This is a genomic window from Geodermatophilus sp. URMC 61, assembly GCF_052931555.1.
In genome coordinates this window covers 1,593,020-1,619,860 of the sequence record NZ_JBRFHZ010000002.1, presented here as the reverse complement: position 1 = coordinate 1,619,860, position 26,841 = coordinate 1,593,020, and the positions used below count along the sequence as shown (strand labels likewise).

At 72.3% G+C, this 26,841-nt stretch carries 21 protein-coding genes and 1 pseudogene; 12 read left to right on the top strand and 10 right to left on the bottom strand.

From position 1 onward, the window contains the following. Positions 1-159: 159 nt before the first annotated feature. The 5 genes from ACU610_RS07545 to ACU610_RS07525 all read left to right on the top strand — a co-directional run bounded on the left by ACU610_RS07545 (position 160) and on the right by ACU610_RS07525 (position 5,587). A complete protein-coding gene (locus tag ACU610_RS07545) occupies positions 160-1,293 on the top strand; it encodes an ATP-NAD kinase family protein (protein WP_446767083.1) in 1,134 nt (377 codons plus the stop codon). Between the two features lie 409 nt (positions 1,294-1,702). Next, a complete protein-coding gene (locus ACU610_RS07540; protein ID WP_446767082.1) occupies positions 1,703-2,470 on the top strand; it encodes an acetoin reductase in 768 nt (255 codons plus the stop codon). Beyond that, a complete protein-coding gene (locus tag ACU610_RS07535; protein ID WP_446767081.1) occupies positions 2,467-3,465 on the top strand; it encodes a thiamine pyrophosphate-dependent dehydrogenase E1 component subunit alpha in 999 nt (332 codons plus the stop codon). Before ACU610_RS07540 ends, ACU610_RS07535 begins: the two co-directional genes overlap by 4 nt. Before the next feature lie 11 nt (positions 3,466-3,476). Then, entirely contained in the window at positions 3,477-4,490 is a 1,014-nt protein-coding gene (locus ACU610_RS07530) for an alpha-ketoacid dehydrogenase subunit beta (RefSeq protein ID WP_446767080.1), read from the top strand. Next, complete coding sequence (locus ACU610_RS07525; RefSeq protein ID WP_446767079.1) at positions 4,487-5,587, top strand: acetoin dehydrogenase dihydrolipoyllysine-residue acetyltransferase subunit; 1,101 nt, start codon at positions 4,487-4,489, stop codon at positions 5,585-5,587. The genes ACU610_RS07530 and ACU610_RS07525 overlap by 4 nt, the downstream gene beginning before the upstream one ends. Positions 5,588-5,635: 48 nt before the next feature. Here the strand turns inward: ACU610_RS07525 and ACU610_RS07520 are convergent, their stop codons facing one another. Further along, positions 5,636-5,827, bottom strand: coding sequence for a hypothetical protein (locus ACU610_RS07520; protein WP_446770770.1), 192 nt, complete (start codon positions 5,825-5,827; stop codon positions 5,636-5,638). A 56-nt stretch (positions 5,828-5,883) separates the two neighbouring features. On the opposite strand from ACU610_RS07520, the gene ACU610_RS07515 reads away from it, so the two are divergent. Next, entirely contained in the window at positions 5,884-6,120 is a 237-nt protein-coding gene (locus ACU610_RS07515; RefSeq protein WP_446770703.1) for a tyrosine-type recombinase/integrase, read from the top strand. Between the two features lie 254 nt (positions 6,121-6,374). On the opposite strand, the gene ACU610_RS07510 is transcribed toward ACU610_RS07515, so the two are convergent. Beyond that, entirely contained in the window at positions 6,375-6,578 is a 204-nt protein-coding gene (locus ACU610_RS07510) for a cold-shock protein (RefSeq protein ID WP_446767078.1), read from the bottom strand. Positions 6,579-7,244: 666 nt separating this feature from the next. On the opposite strand from ACU610_RS07510, the gene ACU610_RS07505 reads away from it, so the two are divergent. Continuing rightward, a complete protein-coding gene (locus ACU610_RS07505) occupies positions 7,245-8,027 on the top strand; it encodes an SDR family NAD(P)-dependent oxidoreductase (protein ID WP_446767077.1) in 783 nt (260 codons plus the stop codon). Between the two features lie 92 nt (positions 8,028-8,119). Here ACU610_RS07505 and pepN read toward each other — a convergent pair whose 3' ends face one another. Next, the gene (gene pepN / locus ACU610_RS07500; RefSeq protein WP_446767076.1) at positions 8,120-10,717 is read right to left on the bottom strand and encodes an aminopeptidase N; all 2,598 of its coding nucleotides are present in this window, start codon (positions 10,715-10,717) and stop codon (positions 8,120-8,122) included. An 842-nt stretch (positions 10,718-11,559) separates the two neighbouring features. On the opposite strand from pepN, the gene ACU610_RS07495 reads away from it, so the two are divergent. The 3 genes from ACU610_RS07495 to ACU610_RS07485 all read left to right on the top strand — a co-directional run bounded on the left by ACU610_RS07495 (position 11,560) and on the right by ACU610_RS07485 (position 15,203). Continuing rightward, complete coding sequence (locus ACU610_RS07495) at positions 11,560-13,512, top strand: DNA/RNA non-specific endonuclease (RefSeq protein WP_446767075.1); 1,953 nt, start codon at positions 11,560-11,562, stop codon at positions 13,510-13,512. A gap of 46 nt (positions 13,513-13,558) precedes the next feature. Further along, the gene (locus ACU610_RS07490; protein WP_446767074.1) at positions 13,559-14,104 is read left to right on the top strand and encodes a tyrosine-type recombinase/integrase; all 546 of its coding nucleotides are present in this window, start codon (positions 13,559-13,561) and stop codon (positions 14,102-14,104) included. Positions 14,105-14,402: 298 nt separating this feature from the next. Continuing rightward, on the top strand, positions 14,403-15,203 hold the full coding sequence (locus ACU610_RS07485) for an alpha/beta fold hydrolase (RefSeq protein WP_446767073.1): 801 nt from the start codon (positions 14,403-14,405) through the stop codon (positions 15,201-15,203). A 123-nt stretch (positions 15,204-15,326) separates the two neighbouring features. Here ACU610_RS07485 and ACU610_RS07480 read toward each other — a convergent pair whose 3' ends face one another. Then, a complete protein-coding gene (locus ACU610_RS07480) occupies positions 15,327-15,686 on the bottom strand; it encodes a helix-turn-helix domain-containing protein (RefSeq protein ID WP_446767072.1) in 360 nt (119 codons plus the stop codon). A gap of 33 nt (positions 15,687-15,719) precedes the next feature. Between ACU610_RS07480 and ACU610_RS07475 the strand changes: the two genes are divergently transcribed. Further along, positions 15,720-17,015, top strand: a complete 1,296-nt coding sequence (locus ACU610_RS07475) for a DUF4032 domain-containing protein (RefSeq protein ID WP_446767071.1) — start codon at positions 15,720-15,722, stop codon at positions 17,013-17,015. A gap of 66 nt (positions 17,016-17,081) precedes the next feature. Here the strand turns inward: ACU610_RS07475 and ACU610_RS07470 are convergent, their stop codons facing one another. Continuing rightward, positions 17,082-18,476 (bottom strand): cytochrome P450, encoded by a 1,395-nt coding sequence (locus ACU610_RS07470; protein ID WP_446767070.1) that lies wholly within the window; start codon positions 18,474-18,476, stop codon positions 17,082-17,084. A gap of 167 nt (positions 18,477-18,643) precedes the next feature. Further along, a pseudogene (locus ACU610_RS07465) lies at positions 18,644-19,054 on the bottom strand (tryptophan-rich sensory protein); the annotation flags it as partial. 538 nt (positions 19,055-19,592) lie between these two features. Here ACU610_RS07465 and ACU610_RS07460 point away from each other — a divergent pair. Then, entirely contained in the window at positions 19,593-20,615 is a 1,023-nt protein-coding gene (locus tag ACU610_RS07460) for an N-acyl homoserine lactonase family protein (protein WP_446767069.1), read from the top strand. A gap of 237 nt (positions 20,616-20,852) precedes the next feature. Here the strand turns inward: ACU610_RS07460 and ACU610_RS07455 are convergent, their stop codons facing one another. From ACU610_RS07455 to dacB, 4 genes are all read right to left on the bottom strand, one after another. Next, the gene (locus ACU610_RS07455) at positions 20,853-21,773 is read right to left on the bottom strand and encodes a phosphotransferase (protein WP_446767068.1); all 921 of its coding nucleotides are present in this window, start codon (positions 21,771-21,773) and stop codon (positions 20,853-20,855) included. A gap of 821 nt (positions 21,774-22,594) precedes the next feature. Then, entirely contained in the window at positions 22,595-23,776 is a 1,182-nt protein-coding gene (locus ACU610_RS07450; protein WP_446767067.1) for a serine hydrolase domain-containing protein, read from the bottom strand. 87 nt (positions 23,777-23,863) lie between these two features. Further along, entirely contained in the window at positions 23,864-25,114 is a 1,251-nt protein-coding gene (locus ACU610_RS07445) for a serine hydrolase domain-containing protein (RefSeq protein WP_446767066.1), read from the bottom strand. 83 nt (positions 25,115-25,197) lie between these two features. Further along, on the bottom strand, positions 25,198-26,802 hold the full coding sequence (gene dacB / locus ACU610_RS07440; RefSeq protein WP_446767065.1) for a D-alanyl-D-alanine carboxypeptidase/D-alanyl-D-alanine endopeptidase: 1,605 nt from the start codon (positions 26,800-26,802) through the stop codon (positions 25,198-25,200). Positions 26,803-26,841 lie beyond the last annotated feature (39 nt).

Below are 26,841 nucleotides of genomic sequence, written 5' to 3'. Positions count from 1 at the left end.
GCCGGACCACCGAGCGGTGGACGTGGCTGCCTGGAGGAGGCCGCTGCGGCGACAGCTCGACCGGTGCCACCACCCGTCACCGGTCAGCCGCGGCGGGGGAGGCGCCGCCCATGCCGCAAACCCTCCTCCCTAGAGTCGTGAAGCGTCCTCCAGCCCCTCGTGCCCGAGCGCAAAGCGGGGTTGACTGCCGATGTGAGCCACGTCACAGCCGATGGGGCGAGCGCGGTAATACCGGTCGTCCCGGGATCAGTACTGGGCATCGTGGCCAACCCGATGTCCGGACGCGACATCCGGCGTCTCGTGGCCCAGGCGTCGGTGTTCCCGAACGTCGAGAAGACCAACATGGTCGTTCGCCTCGTGGCGGCCGCCGGCGCCACGGGCGCCGAGCGGGTGCTGATCTCCACCGACGCCATGGGCGTTGCCGGCGGGGTCCTGCGGGCCCGCGACAAGCGCCGGGCGAGCGCCGGGCGGTGGCCGGAGCTCGAGTTCGTGGTGCTCGACCCGATCACCGGCACGGCGGCCGACACGCGCCGGCTGGTGCGACACATGCGCGAGCGCGGCGCCCGCGTGATCGTGCTGCTGGGAGGCGATGGCACGGTGCGGGCCGCCGCGGCCGAAAGCGGTGACGTCGCGCTGCTGCCTCTGTCGACCGGCACCAACAACGCCTTCCCGGAGATGTTGGAGGCGACAGTGGCCGGTAGCGCGGCCGGCCTGCTGGCGACCGGCCGTGTCGACGAAGACGAGGTCACTCGCCGCGCCAAGGTGCTGCGGATCGAGGCGGGTCCTACGCGCGACATCGCACTGGTGGACGCCGGCGTCTCCACCGTTCCCCACATCGGGTCCCGGGCGCTATGGCAAGTCGAGACGCTGGTCGAGGTCTACTGCGCCTTCGCTGAGCCGCACGCGATCGGCCTGTCCAGCATCGCTGGGCTGCTGCGCCCCGCTGGACGGTGCCACCGGGACGGTGTGGTGGTGCGACTCGGTTCGGGGCGGACGGTCCTCGCTCCTGTCGCTCCCGGTGTCATCGTCCCCGTCGCGGTGCGCGAGGCGGTGCCGTTGCGAGTGGGGGAGCGGCACGTGGTCGGGCTGTCTCGCGGCACGGTCGCGGTGGACGGCGAGCGGGAGATCGAGTTCGGACCAACCACGCCGGTCATCGTCACCCTCGCCCAGGACGGCCCCCGGGTGGTGGACGTGCGGCAGGTGCTCGCGGCCGCGGCACGGCAACACCTGCTCGTCGCCCGCCCAGCCCCCGAGCCGTCCGTCGTCGATGCAGCGACGCAGGAAGTCCGATGAGAGCAGCAGCGCCAGGGCGCCGCGGGGTGTTCCGACCGGCTGCTGTCAGCTCGGCTCCGTCGGGCGGGCCGGGCATCCGGTGGTTCCGTCGGGGGGCGACGCGCGCTTGGGTGCACCCACCGGGCGCACTGCCGGCCGACCTCGGCGCCCAGGGCGAGCCGCTCGCGGTGGGCTGCTCCCCGGTGCGCCTGGTGTGGCTCGGGGCCGGGCATGGCGACCGCGGGGTTCGGGGCCGCTGCGCGACCGCATGTTCGACGCCGAGCAGGTCGTCACCGGCCGGATCGATCTCGACCGGTTGGCGGAGGGGTTCCAAGAGCTCATCGACGACAAGGAGGAAACGTGAAGATCCTCGTATCCCCGAAGGAGACGCTGACGTGAGGGCGGCGCCGCTGCGCGTCGAGGTGACGCGGTGACCACCGCGGTGGTCACCGGGGCCGGCCGCGGCATCGGGCGCGCGATCGCGCTGCGGCTGGCCCGCGACGGGCACGCCGTCGCGGTGAACGACGTCGACAAGTCCACCGCCGAGGGCGTCGCCGACGAGATCACCGCAGCCGGAGGCAGCGCGATCGCCGTACCGGCCGACGTGACCGATCGGGAGGCGGTGTTCGCGTTGGTCGACCGCACCGCGCGCGATCTCGGCAGCGTCGACGTGATGGTGGCGAACGCGGGGATCGCGCAGGTCAAGCCCCTCCTCGAGGTCACCCGCGATGACCTGGCGCGCATCGTCGACGTCAACGTCTTCGGCGTGGTCTGGTGCCTGCAGGCTGCTGCCGAGCGGATGATCGCACAAGGCACCGGCGGGAAGATCATCAACGCCGCGTCGATCGCGGCTCACTCCGGCTTCGCCTACCTGGGCCACTACTCGGCCACCAAGTTCGCCGTGCGTGCGCTGACACAGGCCGCGGCCAAGGAACTCGCGCAGCACGGGATCACCGTCAACGCGTACTGCCCGGGCATCGTCGGCACGGACATGTGGGACCTCATCGACGAGAAGCTGGGCTCCTACCTCGGCAACGAGCGCGGCGAGACCCTCGCCCAGTACTCGCAACTGATCACGCTCGGCCGTGTGCAGACGCCCGAGGACGTCGCGGCCTTCGTGTCCTACCTCGCCGGACCGGATTCGAACTACATGACCGGACAGTCGGTCATGATCGACGGAGGGATCGTGATGTCATGACAGGCACCCTGTCCACCCCCGCCGGCTCGCTGGAGCTCACGCCCGACCGGCTCCTGCAGGCCTACCGCACCATGCGGACGATCCGTGACTTCGAGGAGCGGGTGCACGAGGAGTTCGCCACCGGCGACATCCCGGGGTTCGTGCACCTCTACGCGGGCGAGGAGGCCTCGGCCACCGGTGTCTGCGCGCACCTGGACGACCGCGACGCGATCGCCAGCACCCACCGCGGGCACGGTCACTGCATCGCCAAGGGCGTCGACGTCAACGCGATGATGGCGGAGATCTTCGGCAAGGTCACCGGCTCGTGCCGCGGCAAGGGCGGCTCCATGCACATCGCCGACCTGTCCAAGGGCATGCTCGGGGCCAACGGCATCGTCGGTGGCGGCCCGCCGCTGATCTGCGGGCGCGCGCTCGCCTCGAAGATGAAGGGCGACGGCGGCGTCGCGGTGGCCTTCTTCGGCGACGGTGCCTCGAACCAGGGCACCACGCTCGAGTCGCTGAACCTCGCGACCATCTGGAACCTGCCGGCGATCTTCGTCGCGGAGAACAACGGCTACGCCGAGGCGACGTCTGCGACGTGGTCGGTGGCCACCGACGACATCGCCGACCGCGCAGGCGCCTTCGGCATGCCCGGGGTGATCGTCGACGGCTTCGACTTCTTCGCCGTGTACGAGGCCGCAGGCGAGGCCGTGGCCAGGGCCCGGGAGGGCGGCGGTCCGACGCTCATCGAGGTCAAGTTCACCCGCTACTTCGGGCACTTCGAGGGCGACCAGCAGCTCTACCGGGCCGACGAGGTGGCCAACGCCCGCGAGAACCTCGACTGCCTCAAGCGCTTCCGTGTGCGGGTCACCCAGGACGGCACGCTCACCGACGCCCAGCTCGACCAGGTCGACGCCGAGGTGGCCGCGGCGATCGAGGCCGCGGTCGAGGCCGCCAAGGCCGCCCCGAAGCCCGGCCGGGACGACCTGCTCTCCGACGTCTACGTCACGTACTGAGGAGCCGCACCATGGCACGGAGCATCACCTACCGCGAGGCGATCAACGAGGCCCTGGCCCAGGAGATGGAGCGAGACGAGCGCGTCATCGTGATGGGCGAGGACAACGCCGGTGGCACCGGGGCGCCCGGCGAGCAGGACGCATGGGGCGGCGTCCTCGGTGTCACCAAGGGGCTGTACCACCGGTTCCCGGGCCGGGTGCTCGACACCCCGATCTCGGAGTCCGCCTTCATCGGCGCCGCGATCGGCGCGGCGACCGGTGGCATGCGCCCCGTCGCCGAGCTGATGTTCATCGACTTCATGGGGGTCTGCTTCGACCAGATCTACAACCAGGCCGCGAAGTTCCGGTACATGTTCGGGGGCAAGGCCCGCACCCCCGTCGTCGTCCGCACGATGTGGGGAGCCGGTCTGCGGGCGGCGGCGCAGCACTCGCAGAGCCTGCTGTCGGTGTTCACCCACGTCCCGGGGCTCAAGGTCGTCGCACCTTCGAACCCCTACGACGCCAAGGGCCTGCTCATCCAGTCCATCCGTGACGACGACCCGGTGATCTTCGCCGAGCACAAGCTGCTCTACGACGTCGCGGGCGAGGTGCCGGAGGAGAGCTACACCATCCCGTTCGGCGAGGCGAATGTCGTGCGTGAGGGCGGCGACGTCACGATCGTGGCGTTCGGGCGCATGGTGAACGTGGCGTCGCAGGCGGCTGAGGAGCTCGCGGGGACAGGCATCGAGGCCGAGATCATCGATCCGCGCACCACCAGCCCGCTCGACAGCGACACCATCCTGGAATCGGTGGAGAGCACTGGGCGGCTCGTCGTGGTCGACGAGTCCAACCCGCGGTGCTCGCTGGCCAGCGACATCGCCGGGATGGTCGCGCAGGAGGCCTTCGGCGCGTTACGGGCGCCGATCCAGCAGGTCACCGGCCCGCACACCCCCGTTCCGTTCGCTGACTCGCTGGAGGACCTGTTCATCCCGGACCCGCAGCGGGTGGCCAACGCGGTCAAGAGCGTCGTGGAGTACAGGAGATGACCGACGAGCGCATCCAGCGCGTGACCATGCCCAAGTGGGGCCTCTCGATGAAGACCGGCAGGATCGTCGAGTGGTTCGTGTCGGAGGGGGACACGGTCGCGAAGGGGGACGACCTCGTCGACATCGAGACCGACAAGATCGCCGGGACGCTTGAGTCGGCTCAGGAGGGCCCGCTGCGGCGCATCGTCGCCCAACCTGGGGAGGCCCTGCCCATCGGCGCGGTTCTCGCAGTCATCGCCCCCGCCGACGTCCCGGACACGGAGATCGACGCGGTGGTCGAGGAGGCCCGGGCGGCCGTCGCATCGGGCGTCCTGGAGCAGGGTGACGAGCCGCAGCCGCAGGTGGTCGACGTCGGCGGGCGGACGATCTCCTACCTCACGCTGGCGCCCGACGAACCCGCAGGCGACCCCGTGGTGCTCGTGCACGGCTACGGCGGGGACAAGAACTCGTGGCTGTTCGTGCAGCAGCCGCTCGCCGCGACACACACCGTGCACGCGCTGGACCTGCCCGGGCACGGCGCGTCGAGCAAGGACGTGGGTGACGGGACGCTGCAGATGCTCGCCGACACCGTCGTCGGGTTCCTCGACGCCCTCGGGATCTCCCGGGCGCACCTCGTGGGGCACTCGCTCGGCGGTGCGGTCATCGCCGCGGTGGCCCGGGCGGCACCGGGGAAGGTGGCGTCGCTGACGCTGCTGGCCCCTGCCGGGTTCACCCCGGACGCCGACGCGGAGTACCTGCGCGGGTTCGCGGCAGCCACCTCGCGGCGCGAGCTCAAGCCGCTGCTCGGCCGGCTGTTCGCGGACGAGTCTCAGGTGACCCGTCAACTGGTCGACGACCTGCTGCGCTACAAGCGGCTCGACGGCGTCGACAAGGCGCTGTCGGTAGTGGTCGAGACCCTGCTCGACGGCGACCGCCAGGCGATCGACTGCCGGGCGCTGCTCGACGGCGTCGACGTACCCGTCACGATCGTCTGGGGCGCTGCTGACCGGATCCTGCCGGTGCCGGACGGGGTCGACCTCCGCCGCGTCGAGGCGGGGCACATGCTGCACATGGAGGCCGCGAACGACGTGGTCCGGATCCTCCAGGGGCAGCTCTAGGACTGTTCCGGCGCGTCCACGGCGCCGTGGACGCGCCGGAACCGCCCCTCAGCCGACGGCCGGGGACTGTCCTCCCAGGCCCTCGGCGAGCTCCGCCGGGTCGAGCTCGAAGCGGCGCAGCAGCTCGGCGTCGCGGTCGGTGTCGACCTTCTCGGGCAGTTCCGCGTCGGCGCGGTCGGCCGCCTCCGCGCCGCCCGCGGTCCGGATCCGTTCCACCACCATCGCCTTCGGGATCTGCATGCCGGTGGGATACCCGGTCCTCGAGCTGGCAAGCTGGTCCGGACCACCCGGCTGGCATCGAGGTCGGCGCTCCGGGAGGAGGCACTGGAGAGGACCCGCTGCCGGCGCTCCGGCTGCTCGACCTCCGCCACACGCACGCCACCCTGCTGCTGGCCGAGGGGGTGCCGGTGAAGGTGGTCTCCGAGCGCCTGGGCCACGCGAGCGCCAGCATCACGCTCACCGTCTACCAGCACGTGCACCCCGGCATGGGCCGCGAGGCCGCCGACCGCATTGCGGCGCTGCTCGAGGGCTGATCCGGCGCGCGAAGTATCACGCGGGTATCACGAGGGCCTCAGGATCCCCGACAGCAGAACACCCCGGGCTCCTGCCCCACGGTCGCTGACCGTGGGGCTCGGCAGTGTGTCCGAGGGGCGACACGACGCACACGCACCCGCCCCGACACCGACCGGTGGGGCCGTCCGTGCTGGACCGGTTCCCGACGGCGCCCGGCGGGCCCTGCGACAGGAGAGGAGGTACGGCGCGGTGTCGCCGTACCTCCTCACCCCGCTCAGAGCGCGCGGACGTTCTCCGCCTGGGGGCCCTTCTGGCCCTGGGTGATGTCGAACTCGACGCGCTGCGCCTCGTCCAGCGACCGGTACCCGCTGCCGGTGATCGCCGAGAAGTGGCAGAAGACGTCGGCGCCGCCGCCGTCCTGCTCGATGAAGCCGAAGCCCTTCTCCGCGTTGAACCACTTCACAGTGCCCTGAGCCATGTCGTTCTCTTCTCCGTGCTGGGGTGTCAGGACCGACAGGCGCCGGTCCCGGGTCGCCGCACCGACCGGCAGGACCGAGAGGAACGTCAGGCAGAGACGACTGCGGACGTTCGAGAACGAAGCAGAGGCACAACAGCGACCGGACGCAACTGTACGGGAGTCCCACCGGTGCGGGGTGCCTCTGACCCGATTCGGGAGGTGGATCTCATCGAGGACGGGTTCGGCGACCGTCCGGTTCGAGGCGAGTACCCCGGAAGAGGCTGTTCGTGCCGCCCCTGGCTGCCGTCGGCCTGATCGCGCTCGTGACCTTCAGGGGCACGCCCTCGCATCGGGGGGCTGACCGGACCGCGTCAGACGGTGGAGGACTCGGGGCCGAAGCGGCCGAACGCCACGAGGACGACCATGGCGGGATAGGTCACGTCTACGGGAAGCGGATGCGGGGTGTGTCCCTCCGGGCGACCGGTAGTGACGCGCCCACAGCGAGAGACGCCTCTCCCGGTTCTCCTCGCCGCCGTGGGGTCCGGACACCGGCCTGCGGTGACCCGGCGCGGGTACACCTTCTCGGGCGCGGCACCGGGGGCCGAGACTGTCGGGACAGACCCGCCCGGCCGACCGCAGCACCGGGCCCCGGCGGGTACGGACCCGCAGCCCTGCCAGGAGGGGACCATGGGCAAGCTGGACGGTCGGACGGCTTTCGTGAGCGGTGGCGCACGCGGCATGGGCGCGGCCATCGCGCACGCGGTCGTCGAGGAAGGCGGCCGTGTCGTCATCGGGGATCTGCTCGATGACGAGGGCGCCAAGGTCGTGACCGAGCTGGGAGAGGAGCGAGCGCGCTTCGTGCACCTCGACGTGACCGACCCCGACCAGTGGCGCGACGCGGTCGCCGTGGCAGAGTCCGCCTTCGGGCCCGTGAGCGTGCTCGTGAACAACGCCGGCATCGTCCGCTGGGGCCCGCTCGCCGACATGGATCCGACGAGCTGGGACGAGGTGCTCGGCGTCAACCTCACCGGGGTCTTCCTCGGCATGCACGCCGCGATCCCGTCGCTCCGTCGTGCCGGCGGCGGGGCGATCGTCAACATCTCCTCCGTGTCCGGGCTGGTGGGACTACCCGGGCAGTCGGCGTACACGGCGAGCAAGTGGGGTGTGCGCGGCCTGACCAAGAGCGCCGCGCTCGAGCTCGCCCGGGACGGCATCCGCGTCAACTCGGTGCACCCGGGGATCATCCAGACGCCGATGACCGAGGTGACCAACCCGGCCATGGCCGCCGTGCGCGACCAGGTGCTCGCCGGCCAGCCGATCCCGCGCATGGGGGAGCCCGAGGAGGTGGCGCGGATGGTCGTGTTCCTCGCCAGCGAGGAGGCCAGCTTCTGCACCGGATCGGAGTTCGTCGTGGACGGTGGCGCGGCGATCGGCCAGGTGCGCCGCGCGCCCGCTCCCTCCAGTCGCTGAGTCCGGGAGGCGGCAACGCTGCCACGAGGTCGGACGGTTCGCCGTGCGTAGTCAGCATTGCGCGGCCTGATCTTGCGGTCATCCAGGACTGGTCAGCTGCGGTCGAACTCCCGTGCGGTCAGGGCGCGCACGAGGTCTGCTCGGCCCTCCGACACCAGTCGGCACAGCGGTTTCCACTGCGGTGCGCTGCAGGGGTGTGACTGGTCGGCGAGCCAGGCGTCGGCGGCCTCGGCGGTGGTCTTGTCGACGGCCCACGAGGGGAACAGGCCCGTCACCACGGGTTGGGCCTGCTCGCTGGTGCGTCGGGCCCACAGGTCGGCGATCTCGGCGAAGTACTTCTCGACGTAGGGGGTCAGCAGAGAGCGCTGGGCGGGGTGGTTGAACCCGTTGACGATGGCCACGGTGATGGCGCGGGGCAGGTCGTCGTCGTGGACGGCGCGCTGCCAGGCGCGCTGTTTGGCCTCGGGTGTCGGGATCAGGGCGCGGGCTTGCTCGGCGTTCCGCCGACCGCTGTCGGTGTCGTCGCGCGTCAGCTCGGCGTCGATGTCGGCCTCGGTGGCCGTGCCGTGCGCGACGAGGGCGTGCAGCAGCCGCCACCGCAGGTCGGTGTCGACGGTCAGGCCGTCGGGCACCTCGACTCCGGCCAGCCAGCCGCGCATCCGCTCCAGGATCGGCGGCGGCAGCACGCTCGCGGTCAACGCGGTGACCACGGCCAGCTGGAGGTCGGAGCCGGCAGGTGCGACGTCGAGGCAGGAGAGCAGGGCGTCGATCAGCAGCGGCCAGCCGCGCTCGGCCGCCCACGGCTCATCGGCGTAGGAGCTGACCGCGGTCTGCGCCTGCTGCAGCAGCCGCTGCAGCACACCGATGTCGGTCTCCGTGTCGAACTCAGCGGCGATGAACGCGGTGAAGTCCCGCGCCTTGAGTTCGGCCTCGCGGGTCATCTCCCACACCGCCGACCAGCACAGGCTGCGGGGCAGAGGATCGGAGATGTCGCCGATGCGGTCGAGCACGGTGGCGAGTGAGGCTGGGTCGAAGCGCAGCGCGCAGTAGGTCAGGTCGTCGTCGTTGACCAGCACCAGCTTGCCGCGCGGCACGCCGACCAGGGCCGGCACCGAAGTGCGCTCGCCGGTGACGTCGACCTCGACGCGGTGGGTGCGCACGATCCGGCCGTCCCGCTCGTCGTAGATGCCGACCGCGATCCGGTGGGTGCGCAGCTCGCCCGCGCCGGGCCGGGCTCCGCGCTGCACCACCTCGAACCGCGTGAACCGGCCCGCGGTGTCGAGCTCGAACGCCGGACGGAGCATGTTCAGCCCGGTGGTCTTCAGCCACTGCGCGCCCCAGCCGGACAGGTCCCGCCCGGACGCCGCCTGCAGCGCGGCGAGCAGGTCGGCGAAGGTGGCGTTGCTCCAGGCGTGCGCGGTCAGGTAGGCGCGCAGTCCGGCCAGGAACGGCTCCCGCCCGACGTAGGCGACGAGCTGCTTGAGCACGCTGGCGCCCTTGTCGTAGGTGATGCTGTCGAAGTTGACCCGGACGGCTTCCAGATCGGGGATGTCGGCCGCGACGGGGTGGGTGGACGGCAACTGGTCCTGCCGGTAGGCGCGGCTCTTCCTGATGTTCGCGAAGGTCGTCCAGGACTGGGTGTACTGGGTCGCCTCGGCCTGGCAGAAGATGCTCGCCCAGGTGGCGAACGACTCGTTCAGCCACAGATCGTCCCACCAGCGCATGGTCACCAGATCGCCGAACCACATGTGCGCCATCTCGTGCAGCACGGTCTCGGCGCGGCGCTCATACCTGGCGCGGGTGACCCGAGAGCGGAAGACGTAGTCCTCGAGGAAGGTCACCGCGCCGGCGTTCTCCATCGCGCCGGCATTGAACTGGGGAACGAACAGCTGATCGTACTTGCCGAACGGATACCGAACTCCGAAGTTGTGCTGAAAGAAGCCGAAGCCCTGCTTGGTCTCGGCGAACAGCCGCTCGGCGTCCATGTGCCGAGCCAGCGAAGCGCGGCAGTAGAGCCCCAGCGGAATGCTGGCCCCGGTACCGTCGGGGCGGTCGTCGACGTACTCGTCGTGCCAGTGCGCGTACGGCCCGGCCACCAGCGCCACCAGGTAGGTGCTCATGATCTCGCTGGCGGCGAAGTGGTGGGTGACGGCCCCGCCGGGGCCGTCGGAGGTGCGCTCGGCCACCGTGTTGGACACGACCTGCCAATCCCCCGGCGCGTGCACCGTGAGCGTGTAGCGGGCCTTGAGGTCGGGCTGGTCGAAGCAGGTGAACAACCGCTTGGCGTCGGCCGTCTCGAACTGCGTGTACAGATAGACGCTCCCGTCGACCGGATCGACGAAGCGGTGCAGGCCCTGGCCGGTGTTCGTGTAGCGCCCTGTGGCGACGACCGTCAGCTCGTTGTCCGCGGCGAGCGCGGGCAGGGCGATGCCCTCGTCCTCGCGGTAGCCGCAGACATCCAGCTCTCTCCCGTTGAGCACCGCCGACCGCACGCCCGCGCCCACGAAGTCGATCCAGCAGCCGGCACCGGGTTCCCGACAGGCGAAGCGGACTGTCGTGGTGGTGGCGTAGGTCGCCTCGCCGGGCGCACCGTTGCCATCGGTCAGGTCGACCTCGATGGCGTAGTCGGCCACGTCCAGCAACGCGGCCCGTTGTTCCGCCTGAACTCGGGTCAGATTGGGCGATGCCATAGCGTTCCGAATCCCTTCTGTTCCGTGATCCGTTCCGAGCCGACGCACGTCCCTCGAATGCCGGCTGTTGCGCAGCTACACGTGTGGCCAGGTCGGGTTGTTGACGTGCGCCACGGCATTGCAGAGCGGTACGCGGCAGTGCGATCGGGCGTCTCGGCGGCGGAACATGTCCGTTCGACGCCGCCGCGCGCCTCGGTCGTCGACGCGACCTGATCGACGCGACCTCACGCGGCGGCCGACGAACTCGACCACCCACATGCTTCGCATGACGCGTCACCCCGATGTCACTCGTGCGTCACCAGCCGCCCGAGTGCCGTCGCGCGGACCAGTACCCCTCCGGTCGGAAGCGCAGCGGCTCGTCCACGGGGTAGGGATCCTCGGCGAGCGGGCCGTACAGGGGTCGACGACTGCGCCGGCGACGGCCTCGGGGAGGTCGCCGATCCCGGCTTCACCCAGCGCGCCGTGGTCCTCGACAGTCCCTCTCACATCGGTTCGTCCAGATGTCGCTGCACGAGCGTCGGCTGTGACGGAGCGGTGACGCACATGCCGCTACACCTGATCCGTGATGCCGACCTCGCAGCGGGCCAGGCCGAGCCGCGTCATCCCTGCAGGCGCCGGACGGCGGCGCTGCCCGGGCGCTCATCGACTGACGACGGAGCCCTCCTTCGACGGCACGCCGCCAGGAGCGGCTGGGAAGAGCGCTGAGGGCTGCCCGTGAGGCCGTGCCCCCGGAGCCCCGGCTGCCGTCGCGGGCGTCCGGCTGGACCGCGGGGTTCCCGCCGCCTTCGTCCCACCTGCGGTCCCGCTGGGGTCGCCCGGAACACCGAGACAGGAGTTCGCACATGACCATGACCATCGACGAACGCGTCGAAGGCGTCCGGACCCGGCTCGCCCGGTCGCCGCGGCTGGCGCAGGCCGTCCGGGACGCCGTGGTGCGTGGGGACGTCCCCGACGCCGCCGCAGCGGTGATCCCGGACGAGGCCCGCGAGGCGGTCGCCACCGACCGCCAGCCGCTCGAGAGCCTCGTGCGCATCGATGCGCTGGAGGCCATCGTCCGGCGGGTCGGCAGGCCACCGCTGCTCATCCGCAACGACGCCGTGGAGCTGCAGGACCTCGTCGACTTCCCGCCCGAGACCGGCGGGCTGATCACCGGCATCCACCCGTGGATCCCGTCGGTGGGCCGGGTGGAGTTCCTCAACCACCGGATGTCCTGGGGCGGCACCGGGTGGGTGGTCGACGGCGACGGCGACGCGCGCGTGGTCGCCACCAACCGGCACGTGGCCAAGCTGGTGGCCCGCCGGACCGCGACCGGCCGCGGCGTCTTCCTCCGCTCACCGTCCAGCGGTGTGCTCTACGGCATGAACGTCGACTTCAAGGAAGAGGTCGGGGCCCGTCCCGAGGACGCCCGCGCGGTCGCCGTGCGGGAGATCCTCTACCTCGCCGACGACGCGGCGCCGGACGTCGCGCTGCTCCGGATCGTCGGCGCCGGTCTGCCCGACCCACTGGACCTGGCCGATGACGAGGCTCAGGAGGAGGACGTCGTCGCACTCATCGGCTACCCCGCCTTCGACAGCCGGAACGACGCCAACGACCAGGCGCGGTACTTCCACGACCTCTACGACGTGAAGCGTTGCGCGCCCGGCTTCGTGATGCAGGCCCTCTCCGGGCGCACCGTGCTCACGCACGACTGCACCAGCCTGGGTGGCAACTCCGGCTCGCCGCTGATCGACCTGCGCAGCCGGCGGGTCGTCGGCCTGCACTACGCCGGCGTCTACGGGGTCGAGAACAGCGCGGTCGGCATCGGCAGCCTGAAGCGGGCGCTGGCCGGGGCGGAACGGGTGGTGATCCCGGTTCCTCGCCGGCCGCAGGGCGCCGAGATCGAGGCCCGGGATGGCTTCTCCGAACCCGGCCGGTTCCGCGGCCGGGGCGGGTACGACCTCGACTTCCTCGGGGACGGGCTCGCCGCGCCGTGGCCCGGCCTGCCGGCGCACGTCCTGGACGACCTCGCGCGCCCGAGCGACGGGACGGCGGCCGACCCGTTCCAGCTCCGCTACACCCACTTCGGCGTCCGGTTCTCGACCAGTCGCCGGCAGCCGGTCGTGACCGCGGTCAACATCGACGGCGAACACCCGGTTCGGATCAAGCGCGGCAAGGACAAGTGGTTCACCGACGGCCGACTGGGCCGCGACGTCCAGCTCGGGCGGGACGACTACGACGACCCCGAGATCGACCGCGGCCACATGGTCCGGCGCGAGGACCCCAACTGGGGCCCGGACGCTGCCCAGGCCAACGACGACACGTTCCACTACACCAACGCGGCCGTCCAGCACGCCACGATGAACCAGGGCAAGGAGCTGTGGTTGGGGCTGGAGAACTACATCCTGGACAACGCCCGCACGCACGGCTTCCGGGCCTGCGTGTTCACCGGGCCGGTGAACCGCGACGATGACCCGGAGATCAAGGACGGCGTCCTCGCCCCGAGGGAGTTCTGGAAGCTGGTGGCCATGGCCGGCACGGACGGCACACTGCACGCCACCGCGTACCTGCTCAGCCAGGGGGACCTCATCCGCGAACTGCTCGAGAAGCGGGACCGCACCGAGGCGAAGGAGGGCTTCGAGCTCGGCGCCTACCGGACGTTCCAGATCGCGATCCGCGACCTCGCCGACGCCACCGGCTACGACCTCTCCGCCTACGTGGCCGCCGATCCGCTGTCCCGGTCGGTCCCCGCCGACGAGTCGGTGGACGGCGCCCCGGTGTACGTCGCGCTGGACAGCCTGACCGACGTGGTCGTGTAGGGGCCTGCCGCGGCAGCGGGTAGCCGCCGGCCCGGCGGGGGAGGCGGTGGCTGCCCGCGGATGTGCCGAGGGTGCGGCGCTGGCCCTGCGCTGGCGGGACGTCGACCTGGACGCCGGCCGGCTCGCGGTGCGCCGCAGCGTCGGCGTGGTGAAGGCCAAGGCCGCGGGCGAGCGCCTCCTCGAGGAGCCGACCGGGACTGGCCGATCCCGGGGCGTCGACCTCGACGCGGGCACCGTGACCGCGCTCCGTGCCCACCGGGCAGCCCGTGGACTGCTGGCGCCGGACCTCGTGCGGGACGCGGCGCTCCTGCTCAGCGATCTCGACGGCAGCCACCGGCACCCCGAACGCTCCTCCGGCAGGTCGTCACGGCGCGCACGGTGCTGGGGGGAGGAGCGACCGCCGGTGATCCGGCTGCACGACCTCCGGCACACCCACGCCGCCCTGCTGCGGGCCGACGGCGTGCCGGTGAAGGTCGTGTCGGAGCGCCTGGGCCACGCCAGCGCCACCACCAGGCCCACCGTCTGCCAGCAGGTGCACCCCGGTATGGGCCGCCAGGCGGCCGACCGGTTCGCCGCGCTGCTCGAGGGCTGATGCGGAGCGCGGAAGTATCACGAGGGCATCACGAGGGCCGCGAGAGCCCCGACAGCAGAACACCCCGGCCCCTGACCTGCAGGGACACCGGGGTGAGGCGGTGTCCGAGGGGCGACACGCTGGACAGGCACACTTCTGCACAGGGCGCCGAGGTCTTGCTACAGAATGGACTGGGTCCCGGTCTCCGGAGAGTGTGGTGTCGTTCTCGGGCCCGGACCTGACATCCCGAGGTGCGGTGCACGTGAGGAGCTACGACTCCGTTCCAGGCCGCGAGACCTCACGTTGAAGGGAGCGACCCGTGCCGGTCATCGAGCGTCCTGACACGGCCCGCATCTCGTGGGAGTCCGACGGGCCGGAGGACGCTCCCGCCGTCCTGCTGCTCATGGGGCTCGCCTACCCGGCCGCGATGTGGTTCCGGCTGGTGCCCGCTCTGGCCGAGAGCTACCGGGTCATCCGGATCGACAACCGGGGTGCCGGCCGCACCGGTGACGTTCCTGGGGCGCCGTACACGGTCGAGACCATGGCGGCGGACTCCCTGGCCGTGTTGGACGCCGCGGATGTGGACACCGCCCACGTCGTCGGCCTCTCGATGGGCGGCCTGATCGCCCAGGAGATCGTGCTCACCGCTCCGGAACGGGTCCGCTCGCTGTGCCTGATCGCCACACACCCGGGCATCGCGCACGCCGTCATGAACCCCCAGGCGGTGGCGATGCTGGCGCAGCGCGGCCAGATGACGCCCCAGGAGGCGGCCGAGGCCTCCATCCCCTACAACTACGCGCCCGAGACACCTCGCGAGCGCATCGAGGAGGACTGGGCGGTGCGGTTCCCGCTCGCCGCCTCGAACGAGGGTTACCTGGCGCAGGCGGTCGGGTCGTCGCGATGGGACGGCTACGGCCGCATGGAGGGCATCACCGCGCCGACGCTGGTCGTACACGGGGAGCTGGATGCGCTCGTCCCGCCGGAGAACGGCCGCATCATCGCCGGCCGGATCCCCGGCGCCGAGCTCGTGATGATCCCGAACGCGAACCACGTGCTGATGACCGACCAGCCCGAGCACGTGTCGAAGGTGCTCCTCGAGTGGCTGGATCGGAACCGGTGACCAGTCCGACAGCCGTGCCCGGTTCGGATGACGGATGACCGGCGTACGGTCCGGGCCAGTCCGCAGCCTCCACCCCCGGCGCGCGGCCGTTCTCCGGCGTGGCGGCGCCGGAGGCCGCGCGGGTCAGCCGCTGATCCGCTCGTAGACGTCGGGCGGGGCCGCGCCGCCGGCGACGATCGCCGTCGACCACTCGTCGAGCTGCCGGGTGAGCGTGGGCAGCGCGGGGCCGATCGCGTCGAGGACCCGCGTGAGTGCGGCCTCGGTCTGCTGCTCGATGCCGTCGCGCTGCCGCCCCTGCTCGGTGAGCGCCGCGTCGGCGACCAGCCCGCGCCGTACGAGGTCGGCGCCGGATCGAGGCATCGCCGGGCGTCCGTTCCGCCGGCCTCGGTCGTCGGCGCCGGGCGCAGCTCCGAGCGGACCGGGGCGGGTCTGCGCACACCACCCTGACCGCCCGGCAGCCGGACTGCCGCGCGCTAGCCTCACAGGAGAACCGAGTCCGAGGACCGGAGGTCCGGGATGCGCTTCGTGTTCAGCCCTCCTGCCGAGGCGGCGGCCGATCTGGTGACCCTGCCGTGGGGCGCTCCGCTGTCGCAGTGGACCGACGACCGGATCGTCGAGATCCCGCAGCACGGACGCTCCCGCCACGTCGTCCGGTTCGTGGCCGAGGCCGGACGCGTGTTCGCGCTCAAGGAGCTGCCCGAACGACCCGCCCGCCGCGAGTACGAGGTGCTGCGCCGACTGCACGAGCTCGGCATCCCGGCGGTCGAGGTCATCGGCGTCGTCGTCGACCGGCCCGGTGCCCAGGAGGCCGTGCTCGTCACCCGCTTCCTGGACTACTCATCGTCCTTCCTCGCCCTCTTCGCCAACCCGCGAGGGGGGCAGCTGATCGACCGGGTGATGAACGCCCAGGTCGAGCTGTTGGTCCGGCTCCACCTCGCCGGCATCGTCTGGGGCGACTGCTCCCTGGCCAACACCCTGTTCCGGTTCGACGCCGGGACGCTGGCCGCCTATCTCGTGGACGCCGAGACGGGGGAGGTGCACGAGCGTCTCACCCAGAGCCAGCGCGACCACGACACCGATGTGGCCTATGCGCGGGTCGTCGGCGAGCTGACGGACCTGCGGGAGAGCGGCTCCCTGACCCAGGACCTCGACCCGGCCCTCGCGGCGGCCGACCTGGTGGCACGGTACGAACAGCTGTGGGCGGAGCTGACCAGCGAGGAGGTGATGCCCCGCGACGAGCAGCAGTTCCGCGTCGCCGAGCGCATCCGCAGGCTCCAGGACCTGGGGTTCGACGTCGGCGAGATGGAGCTCGTCGAGGACCCGGCCGGCGGGAGCCGGCTGCGGCTCACCACCCGCGTCGCCGAACCCGGCAGCTGCCGGCGGGCCGTGTTCACCCGGACCGGGCTGGACGTGCAGGAGAAGCAGGCCCGCCGTCTCCTCGCCGACATCGCGAGCTACCGGGCCGCACTGGAACAGGCGGAGGACGGCCCGGTCTCCGAGACCGCGGCCGCCATCCGCTGGCTGACCGAGGTGTACCAGCCGACGATCGCCGCCATCCCGGCGCACCTGCGCAGTCGGCTGGACGCCGCCGAGATCTTCCACGAGATCCTCGAGCACCGGTGGTTCCTGTCCGAGGCGGCCGGCCGGGACGTCGGGATGCAGGCCGCGGTGCGGGACTACGTCGAGAGGGTGCTGTCGGCGGTGCCCGGCGACCTGGTGACGCCGACGCCACGGATCGCCGACCGGGGCCTCTCCCAGCCGTCGTCCTCCGCGGCCGCGGCGTGGGCGCGCACGCCGTCGGGCAGCGGATAGCTCCGCAGGTGGAACTCGGTGGCGGGCACGGAGGACGAGGGAGACCGTGGCCGCGCCGCCGCGGGGTCAGGCGGAGCTCGTCCCGACCGGCTCCTGGTCGGGCCGGCTCACACCAGACGCGGACCGGGCTCGCCAGGTCGTGGACCTGAGGGTGACGGGCAGGGCCTCGTGGCCACGCAGGATGACCGTGTCGCGGCGGCGCCCGGAGCCCGCGGGGCCGAGGTCGGGGAAACGCTCGAAGAGCGCCTGGAGCGCGACCTCGCCCTCCATCCGCGCGAGCGCGGCCCCGAGGCAGAAGTGGATGCCGCTGGAGAAGGCGACGTGGTCGCGGGCGTTGGCACGCGTGACGTCGAAGGTGTGCGGGTCGGGGAACACCCGCGGGTCCCGGTTGGCCGCGGCGAGCAGGAGGACCAGCCACTCGCCCTCGGCGACGGGGACACCGTGGACGGTCGTGGACCGCCGGGCCCGACGTCCGGTCCGCTGCACGGGCGGGTCGACGCGGAGGACCTCGTCGGCCGCGTTCGGCCACAGCGACGGGTCCTCGGCCAGCAGCCGGCGCTGGTCGGGGTGGGCGACCAGCAGGGCGGCGCCGTTGCCGATGAGGTTGACGGTGGTCTCGAACCCGGCGCCGACGACCAGTGCGGCCGTGGCCCGCAGCTCGGTCTCGGTGAGGCCGCCACCGTCGTCGTCGACCGTGGTCACCAGGCTCGACAGCAGGTCCGGGCCCGGGTCCCGGCGCAGCCGCCGCAGGTGCTCGCGCCACCAGGCGTCGAGCTCGGCGAGGGTGCGCTCGACGTCGCGGTGGGTGGCCCAGTCCAGGCCCAGGTCCAGGACCGGCGCGGCGCGGTCGCCCCAGGCGAGGAACTGCTCCCGCATCTCCACCGGGACACCCAGCATCTCGGAGATCACCGTGACCGGCAGCAGGCTCGCGTAGCGGGCGACGAGGTCCACCTGCCCGTCGTGTGCCGCGGCCTCGCGCTCGAGGTCGTCGAGGAGCTCGTCGGCGATCTGGCGGGTGCGCTCGCGCAGCCCGGCGACGGCCCGGGCGCTGAACGCCCGGCTCACCAGCCGGCGGTAGCGGGTGTGCTCGGGCGGGTCGACGGCGACCATCGACGGCGGGTCGATGGGGCTCACCCCCGGCCGGTCGCCGGCCAGCCGCAGCACCAGCCGGAACGCCGCCGGCAGCCGGTCGGTCCGGTGGGCACCGATCTGCCCGAAGTCCTCGCTGCGCAGCACGTCGGTGCACACGTCGTGGTGGACGCTGACGCGGGCCAGCGCCCCGTCGGCGAGGGGGGCCGCCGTCCGCAGCCGTTCGTAGTGCGGGTACGGGTCCGCGCGGAGTGCCGGGTCGGTCATGACCTGGGCGTCCGGGTTGCCCGCGCGGGCACGTGCCCGGATCGCCAGCCGCAACGCGCCGTGGGTGGTGGCCCAGCGGACCGCGCTGCGCACCAGTTCGTCCATCGCCCTCGCCCGTCCCCTCTGCAGCCGGGTCCTGCCCGCGGCCGGCGCGAACTCATCCTCGGGGACCCCGCCTCCGGGTTCCAGGGTCGAGGGCTCCGATCACGGTCACCGCGGTGTCCGGTCCCCACGCGCCTCGGGCACACCAGCGCCACCAGCACGCCCACCGTCTACCGGCTCGTGCACCCCCGCATGGGCCGCGAGGCGGCCGACCGCTCCGCTGGAGCCGGGTTGAGGCGCCAGAGCCGGTATGTCCACGGGAGGTCGTAGCCGATGACGTAGGCGGTGTAGGCACCCAGGGTGAGCGAGGACCTCCGGTCCTCGATGATCGAGATCTGCAGCAGTCCCAGGGGGCAGAGGAAGGCCAGCAGGCCGAGGAAGCCGTTCCTGGTACTGCGGCGACCGAAGAACGTGGCGTTCCACAGCTCGTTGGCCGCGAGGACCGCCATGGCCGAGCGGTAGGAACGCCTGTCCCCGCGGGTCACCGATCTGTGGACGACCACCCCCATGATCAGGTAGTAGGCACCACCGACCGCGTAGAACGCTGCCATCGGCAGCTGCAGCGCAGGACGCCGGAGGTGCTGGAACCACCGCTACGAGTCCCGGCCGATGAAGGCATTGCCGACCACAGCCGCACCGACCACAGGCGACGCTGTCTCGAGCAGCACCGATCGACGCACAGCCGGAACGTAGAGCAGGGACGGCGTGCGGGCGCCCGCGCAGAGCCGTGGCCGGACCAGCAGCCGCGCACGACGGCTGCTGACCACGGCCGCCGTCCACCGTGCCCAGCCGGGTCCGCACGCCGGGAGCCCGGCGGAGCCGGCGATGCAGCCGGGTCCGGCGGGCTGGTGCCCGCCCTACAGTCGCGCTCGTACGCCGCATGCGGGGCGTCACACCCTGCCTGCACCGGCGCCGTCGGCGATCCCGGACCCTGCTCGCCAGGAGGGACCATGACCACCGTCCTCGTCACCGGCGACACCCACGCACCCGGCAGGCCCGTCGTACAACGGCCCACCGCGACGGGCCCCGAGGTCTGCGACCCCGTCCGACGTCCCGACCCTCGCTCGTGCCCCGCCAGCAGGGAGCCGATCCGCGATCGGCACGTGGGATGAGGTCGACATGAGTGGCGCGCACAGCCCGATCTCGGTGTACCAGTTGCGACTGGGAGCGACCAAGGTGCCTTTCGGGCAGTTCTACGGCGGTCTGGAGGGCTGGCGAGGGCTCTCGGCCTTCTACCGGTTCGCCACGGACAAGAGGCACTTCATCGTGGTGCCCATCCACGCGTACCTCGTCGAGCACCCGGATGACGGGCTCATCCTCGTCGACACCGGGATCAACTGGCGCCAGGCCCACGAGCACGGCCACTACTACCGGGGCATGGCGCACTACCTCTTCGACGAGGACGAATACCGGCTGGACCGTTCCGAGGAACTCCCCGCGGTCCTCGCCCGGCTGGGTCACCGACCCGAGGACATCACCCGAGTGGTGCTGACCCACCTCCACGAGGACCACGTCGGGGGACTTGCCTACCTGCCGGGGACCGAGGTCGTGGTCAGCCGCGACGAGTGGGACAACCGCGACTGGAGACTGTTCGGGTTCATCCCGATGGTGTACGAGCCCTCCCTGCAGCCGGCGCGGAGCGTGACGTTGGCCGACTTTGACTCCGGGCCGTTCGAGAACTTCCCCGCGAGTCATGACCTGACGGCCGACGGCGTGGTCAAGCTGCTGCCGACACCGGGCCACACGCCTGGTCACAGCTGTGTGGTGGTGCGCCTGGACGACCACGGACTGCTGATCGCCGGCGACTGCCTCTACACGCTGCGCCACCTGGCGAACGGCGACGTCCAGGCATTCGGCGCCGGGAAGCGGGTCGAGCAGCACAATGCCTCCATCCGTCGGCTCACCGAGCTCAGAGCACGTCTGCCCGAGCTGATCGTGCTCCCCGCTCACGACCACACCGCCTACCAGTCGGAGCACCTCGGGCCGGGGCTGGCCAAGGGCCGCCTCACCGCTGAGGAACGGGCACGCATCCGCCGGTACGAGCAGAGCGTGTTCACCGCGGACGGGCGTCTCCGCGCGGACCGGATGCCGCGCTACATCACCTGCGGAAGTCCTGATCACGTGGGAGGCGTGAGCGAATAGCCGACCGGGGCGCCGCTCGATCCACCACGGAGGATCCACAGCGGAGGACGTGGGCCGCGGCGTCCCGGGCCGGGTCGTCGTCAGCGGGCCGTGGCACACGGTCGGGTCGGGAACGGCGGCGTCGACGGGACGTGCAGCAGGGCGGCGCGGACGCCCCCTGCGATGCGGTCCGGGTCGCCGGTGGAGCGCTGGTCCGCGCCGGCCGGCCTGAGCGTCGGGGCAGTGCGCTGCCGATGGTCAGCCCACCGCCCGGCGCAGGCCGGCGAGGGCTTCGGTGAGCAGGGCGGGGCGTCCGACGTCGGCGGCGTAGGCGGCGAGGAAGGAGCTCAGCCGCACGCCCAGGGCACGGGCGCGCAGCTCCCGGTCGGCGTCCACCTCCCCGTACGCGGTGAGGAAGTCCTCCCGAGCCGACCCCGAGAAGCCGGTGTAGGCGAGGGCGAGGTCGACGGCGGGGTCGGCCAGACACACGTCGCCCCAGTCGATGACGCCGACCGCGCCGCCCCCGTCGTCGAGGAGGAGATGCCGCACGTGCAGGTCACCGTGCACGAGGACCGGTGGCCGGGCCGGGGCGTCCAGCCGCTCGGCCTCGGTGAGCAGTGCCTCCACGCCCGTGTCCCCGGCCCACGTGCCCTCCTCGACGAGGTGCCGCAGTTGGGCTCGGGTGTCGTCGATCCGGGCCCGCGGCCACGCACGGCCCATGGGGTCCAGCGGCAGCCCCGTCGGCACGGCCTGCCGGGTCGGGGCGGCGTGCAGCACCCGCAGGAACGCACCCACCGTCGCAGCCGCCGCCCGTCGTTGGTCATCCGGCAGACCGGTGTCGGCCAGTTCCCGTCCCGGCAGCAGGCGGGCACCCGCGAACGGCCAGGGGTCCACCGGGTCGTCGTCCTCGGCCACGAACTCCGGCTCGGGAACGAGGAGGGGGAGCCGTCTGGCGATCCTGGGGAGGACGGCGAGTTCCCGCCGGAAGCCGGGCACCGCGAGCTGCCGGCGCGGGAAGCGGAAGACCCAGGTGCCGTCCACGAGGAAGACGGTGTTGTCCCAGCCCTCCGCCAGCGGCTCCACGGGCCGGCCGCGCAGCGTGGGGAAGGCCGCCGCGATGAGCGTGGCGGCCCGCGCGGTCGTCGAGGGACGCTCGGGCGCCCACCGCGGCCGGCTCACCACACGGCCCGAGGACGGCGACGCTGATGACGCCCGCGACCGTGGGCAGCGCGACCCCGCGGATCCGCCAGGCCACCGGGCCGGTCAGCAGAGTCCCGGCGAGGGAAGCCGGGGTCGCGCAGCCCAGCCCACCGAACACGGCCGCAGCGACCAGCACCGCCGACCGCACGTGCGCCGGCGAGCGCCGCACCCCGGCCGGCAGCCTGGTGCCCGGCACGGGAGCGATCGGCAGGACGCGCAGCACGGAGGCCTCCAGCGTGCCGACCGCTCCGGCCATTCGGCCTACCGGGAGGCGACCAGCCCACGGAACCGCGCCCTCTGGGAGCGTCACGGTTCCGTGGCCGCCGCGCCCGTCGCGGCTCCTGGAGGCCCGCCGCTCCGGCCGATGTGGCGCCCGGCCCGCTGATGGCAGTTGCCGGACGGGGTGGTGCCGGTGTCCGCGGGGTGCCCAGGGGCGACTCGCTGCACACGCCCACGCCTCTGGCCTGCGTGATGTCCTCCGACCCGATCGCCGCCGCGCCGTGAGCCGGACTGCTGCCACCGCGCGGTGGGTCGCCGCTCGCAGGCCTCCGCAGGTGGGCGCGGGTCGCCGGGGCCGCCGCCGTCGAGGTGGCCCGATCGCACCCTGCGCCCAGCCTGCGCGAGGTTCCTGTCGACATGCTGCCACGGTGGTCGATGGACCCGCAGACGTGCCGCTCCGCCCGGTCGACGCGTACGTCCACGTGTTCCTGCCGCCGGAACACCTGCCGGTCCTTCACGCGCAGCGGCGCCGTGCCCACCCTGGTGCCGCGGGGTCGGAGCGGACCGCAGTGCCCTGACGGTCACCAGGTCGGCAGGCTGTCGGGGTACAGGAGCGTGACGATCCCACCCCAGAGGTCCGTCGCGGGGACGGCCTCGCCGTCGGCCGCATTGACCATCACCACCACGCTCGCCCTCTGCTCGGGCAGGTGGAAGACCATGTCGCTGTAGCCGAAGATCGAGCCGTTGTGGCCGACCCAGTTCCCGAGCTGGAGGACGCCGAGGCCGTACTGCACCCGGACGCCGGTCGAGGTGAGCGGCGTCCACTCCTGGCGCAGCCGGGCGGTCTCCGGGGCGAGGCCCGCGCCGGTCGCCAGCTGCTCGGCGTAGCGGGTCATGTCGGGCACGGTGGAGAGGACCGCGCCGGCGGTGAACGGGACCACGGGGTTGCTGAGCGTGACGTCGCGCGGCTCCTCCGCGGCGGGGTCGGCCGGTGCCAGCTGACTGTCGGTGTTCACGTAGCCGTGGGCGAACGGCTCCGGCAGGGCCGCGGTCGTGGGATACGACGTCTCCGGAAGGCCGAGGTCCTCGATCACCGAGGTGGTGTACTGCGGTGCCGAGCGGCCGGTGACCCGCTCGACGACCAGCCCGAGCAGTACGTACTCCGAGTTGGAGTAGACGGTCGCCTGGCCGGGTGGGGTGGCCTCGTCGGCGTGCGCGCGGATGATCTCGAGGACGTCGTAGGGGGACCACCCCGGCAGGAGCGGATCGGCGACGTACCGCGCCATGAACTGATCGTCTGCGACGAAGTCGTACACGCCGCCGCGCATGCCCAGGAGGTGGCGGACGGTGATCTCCTCCCCGTGGGGGATGTCGGGGACGTACTCCTCCAGGGTGTCGTCGAGGGACAGCCTCCCCTCGTCGGCGAGGCGCAGCACCGCCTGGGCGGTGAAGGTCTTGGTCACGCTGGCGATGCGGTAGTGCACGTCGGTGGTCATCGGGGTCCCCGCGGTGTCCGCGGTCCCGTAGGCCTGGAGGTAGCTCCCCCGGACCGGGTCGGAGATCCCGACGACCGCACCCGTGATGCCGTTGGTCAGCGCGGCCCGGGCCAGTTCGTCAATCCGTGCGGCGAGGTCCGGGTCGAGGGTCGGGGCCGGGGGAGGAGCGGACTCGGCCGGGAGAACGGGGGTGGCCGTGAAGCCGGTCGTCCCGGCTCCGGCGAGCAGGGCGACGGTGAGGGCGGCGGGGCGCATCCATCGGCGCATGAGGAACAACTCCTCCCGTGGAGGGAACGGTGTGGTGTCCCCGGAGCCGGGACCCGTCGTCCTGACCCGGTCCGCCAGGGGTGCCGATCAGTCGGCGTAGAGCTCGGCGATCACCGCCTTGGCGAGCTCGACGGCCGGGCCCTCGCCGCTGGGCGCGGGGGCGGTGGCGGCCCAGGTGACGACGGTGATGTCCCGGACCGGGTCGTGGCCCATGAAGGAGTTGGTCCCGGGCAGCTCACCGGAGTGGCCGTACACGGGCCCGAACCTGGCCAGGCCGAGCCCGTAGCCGGGGCTGGCCGGGTCGTCCGGGTCCAGCGGCTGGACGCTGGCCATCCGCTGCTGCTGCAGCTGCGGGCTGAGCAGGCACCCATCGACCAGTCCCTCCACGTAGTCCGCGAGGTCCGGCGCGGTGGAGATCCCGGCGCCCGCGGTCCACCCCCAGGAGGGGTTGGCGTCGGTGACGTCCATCGGCTCCAGGGTGCCGGCGCGGGCTGCGGCCTGGACCTCCGGTGGGAGCACGAGGCTGTCGATGGTCTCCACGTTCGTGCCGAAGGTGTAGGCCTGTGGGTGCGGTTGCGGGATCGAGGCGTCGCTCAGCGCCGGGAAGGAGGTCTCGCCCAGCTCCAGCGGGCCGAAGATCCGCTCCTCGAAGGCCTGCTCCACCGGGACCCCGGTGAGCTGTTCGATGATCACGCCCAGCAGCACGTAGTTGGTGTTGGAGTACAGGAACCCCTCCCCCGGGGGGAAGGCGGGCGGCTCGGCGAGGCCGATCGCGAGCAGTTCCTCCGGGTTCCACACCCGGCCGGGGTTGCTGTCCATCTGCTCGTTGAGTTCCAGGTCGGTGGTGTAGTTGGCCAGCCCGCTGCTCATGTCCAGCAGCTGGGCGATGGTGATGTCCTCCCCGTTGGGCACGTCGAGGCGGTACCGCGACACCGGGTCGTCCAGGCTGATCCTGCCCTCGTCGACCAGTTGCAGGATCACCGTGGCGGTCCAGGTCTTGGTGTTGCTGCCGACCCGGACGTGGTCGGCGAGCGTGACCGGCTCGGTGCCGTGCCAGGTCCGGGTGCCCATCGTGGTGGCCCAGTCGCCGAGTTCGGGGGACCGCACCAGGACGACGGCGCCGGTGACCGCCAGGTCCCTCATGAGCCGGTCGAGTTCGGGCTGGACCGCCGCGGCGTACGGCGGATCCTCCGACGGCGGCGCCGCGCCGGCCGGCGACGCGGTCGCCGGGGCGGGAGCCACGACCAGCAACGCGACCGCCGTCGTCGCGATCGAGGCGGCCAGCGAACCGGGTGGCCGGGAACGACGCGACCCGCACGAGCGCTCTGCAGCTGTCATGGTCGACCTCCCGATGGGTAGCCGGTCAGGGGGTGTCCGGATGTCCGCACCACGGAGCTCACCGGCCGGGTGCACCGCCGTTGTCACAGCGCCTGCTGGAAGGCCGCGGCGACGGCCGCCACGTCCTCGTTGGCGTCGTGCAGACCGGTGGGCACGTCGGGGTACGTCGCCCCGCTCATGGACAGCGAGAAGACGAACCGCTCGCCCCGCTCGCTGGTGAGGTAGCCGGCGAGGCTCTGCACCTTGTACAACACGCGCCCCGTGGTGGGGTCGACGTCGACGCTCGTCCCGGTCTTGGCCGCGACCTCGCCCGCGGCCGGACCGTCCTGACCCGTACTCGCCAGCGTCCCGCTCACCCCGAGGACGGGCTGGTCGGCCGCGAACTCCTCGCCCCAGGGTTGCGTCTGCGCCCACCTCATCCAGGCGACCATCTGGTCCGGGGTCGTCGAGGCCGGGTCGGCGCCCTGCCCGTCGAACAGCACCACGTCCTCGGCGACGACGCCGGCCCGGTCGAGCTGGTGGTGCACCGCCGCCAGCCCGTCGAGGCAGTCCGGCGAGCCGCCGTGCGCCGCGAGCAGGCACATCAGGGCGTTCGCGCCGGTGTTGTAGCTGGTCTCCAGGATCATGCGACCGAAGGCCCTCATCGGCGGGGAGGTCAGGGAAGCCACCCGGTCCTCGGCCGGGTAGGAACCCGTGGGCGGCAACCCCGCCTCGTCATTGTGTCCGACGGCGGGGGAGGTGACCGTGACCCCGGCGCGACCGAGTGCCTCGACGAACAGGGTGCGCGCCCATGACGCGGCGTCAGGGACCCGGTAGATGGCGAGCTGGGCCGTGCCGGCGGCGATGGTGCCGCTGACCGTGACCGATGCGGGATCGCCGGGATCGGGGGTGACGGTGAGCGACGTCGGCGTGCCCGCGTCGGTGGTGGTCACCGTCGAGGTCACCGTCACGGCCTCCGTCTGCGGGCGGAGGTCGAGGACGGCGGGCTGCCCGACCCCGGCCGCCTCCACCGTGATGTCGAGGATGTTGTCGTTGACGTAGATCGACGGGGCAGGTCCTTCCTGGCCCGCGAACGTGTTCCACAGCCGGGTGTCGATGACCACGTCGCCGGCGATGTCGGTGACGCCCGAGGCGGCCACCTGCCGGGCGAGGTCGTCCAGACCGGCCAACGGGTCGTCCGGGACGAGCGCCGCGTTCGGCGCGACGTCGCCGTAGACGTGGTCGATCGTGTCGGCGGTGAACGCGTGGTCCACGCGGCCGCTCACGGCGCCGCGGCCGCCCATGGCGAGGTCTCCCGACGCCACCAGCACCAGGTCGCCGGCGAGGACGCCACCGGCCGGCTCGGCCGTCGCGTACACCGGCGTGGTGAGCGTGGCGTCGGTGCCCAGCGTCGCGTACGTGGTGCCGACGGTGAAGTTCTTCGCGGTCGACGCGGTGAAGACGGACTCCCCGGCACGGCCGGCCAGGACGACCCGACCGGTCTCCGCCTCGGCGACGGAGTAGAGCCACCGGGCCGTCTCGAACTCCGGCTTGGCCATGACGGCCGCGGCAGCGGCGGGGAGTTCGCCGACCTGCGGCTGGATGCCGGGCTGCGCGCCCGGCGAGGCGGACGACTCGGTCGACGAGGTGAACGCGGTGAGCACGACGGTCGACACGAGCAACGGGAGGGCAGCCGCTCGGCGGTTCACGTGGGCGACCCTGGCGACGTCGTGACCGGCGGGCAATGG

Coding starts and splice junctions, on each gene's coding strand:
- ACU610_RS07535 (WP_446767081.1), top strand. CDS start 2,467: ATGACAGGCACCCTGTCCACCCCCGCCGGCTCGCTGGAGCTCACGCCC.
- ACU610_RS07530 (WP_446767080.1), top strand. CDS start 3,477: ATGGCACGGAGCATCACCTACCGCGAGGCGATCAACGAGGCCCTGGCC.
- ACU610_RS07525 (WP_446767079.1), top strand. CDS start 4,487: ATGACCGACGAGCGCATCCAGCGCGTGACCATGCCCAAGTGGGGCCTC.
- ACU610_RS07520 (WP_446770770.1), bottom strand. CDS start 5,827: ATGCAGATCCCGAAGGCGATGGTGGTGGAACGGATCCGGACCGCGGGC.
- ACU610_RS07510 (WP_446767078.1), bottom strand. CDS start 6,578: ATGGCTCAGGGCACTGTGAAGTGGTTCAACGCGGAGAAGGGCTTCGGC.
- ACU610_RS07505 (WP_446767077.1), top strand. CDS start 7,245: ATGGGCAAGCTGGACGGTCGGACGGCTTTCGTGAGCGGTGGCGCACGC.
- pepN (WP_446767076.1), bottom strand. CDS start 10,717: ATGGCATCGCCCAATCTGACCCGAGTTCAGGCGGAACAACGGGCCGCG.
- ACU610_RS07495 (WP_446767075.1), top strand. CDS start 11,560: ATGACCATGACCATCGACGAACGCGTCGAAGGCGTCCGGACCCGGCTC.
- ACU610_RS07475 (WP_446767071.1), top strand. CDS start 15,720: ATGCGCTTCGTGTTCAGCCCTCCTGCCGAGGCGGCGGCCGATCTGGTG.
- ACU610_RS07470 (WP_446767070.1), bottom strand. CDS start 18,476: ATGGACGAACTGGTGCGCAGCGCGGTCCGCTGGGCCACCACCCACGGC.
- ACU610_RS07460 (WP_446767069.1), top strand. CDS start 19,593: ATGAGTGGCGCGCACAGCCCGATCTCGGTGTACCAGTTGCGACTGGGA.
- ACU610_RS07450 (WP_446767067.1), bottom strand. CDS start 23,776: ATGCGCCGATGGATGCGCCCCGCCGCCCTCACCGTCGCCCTGCTCGCC.
- ACU610_RS07445 (WP_446767066.1), bottom strand. CDS start 25,114: ATGACAGCTGCAGAGCGCTCGTGCGGGTCGCGTCGTTCCCGGCCACCC.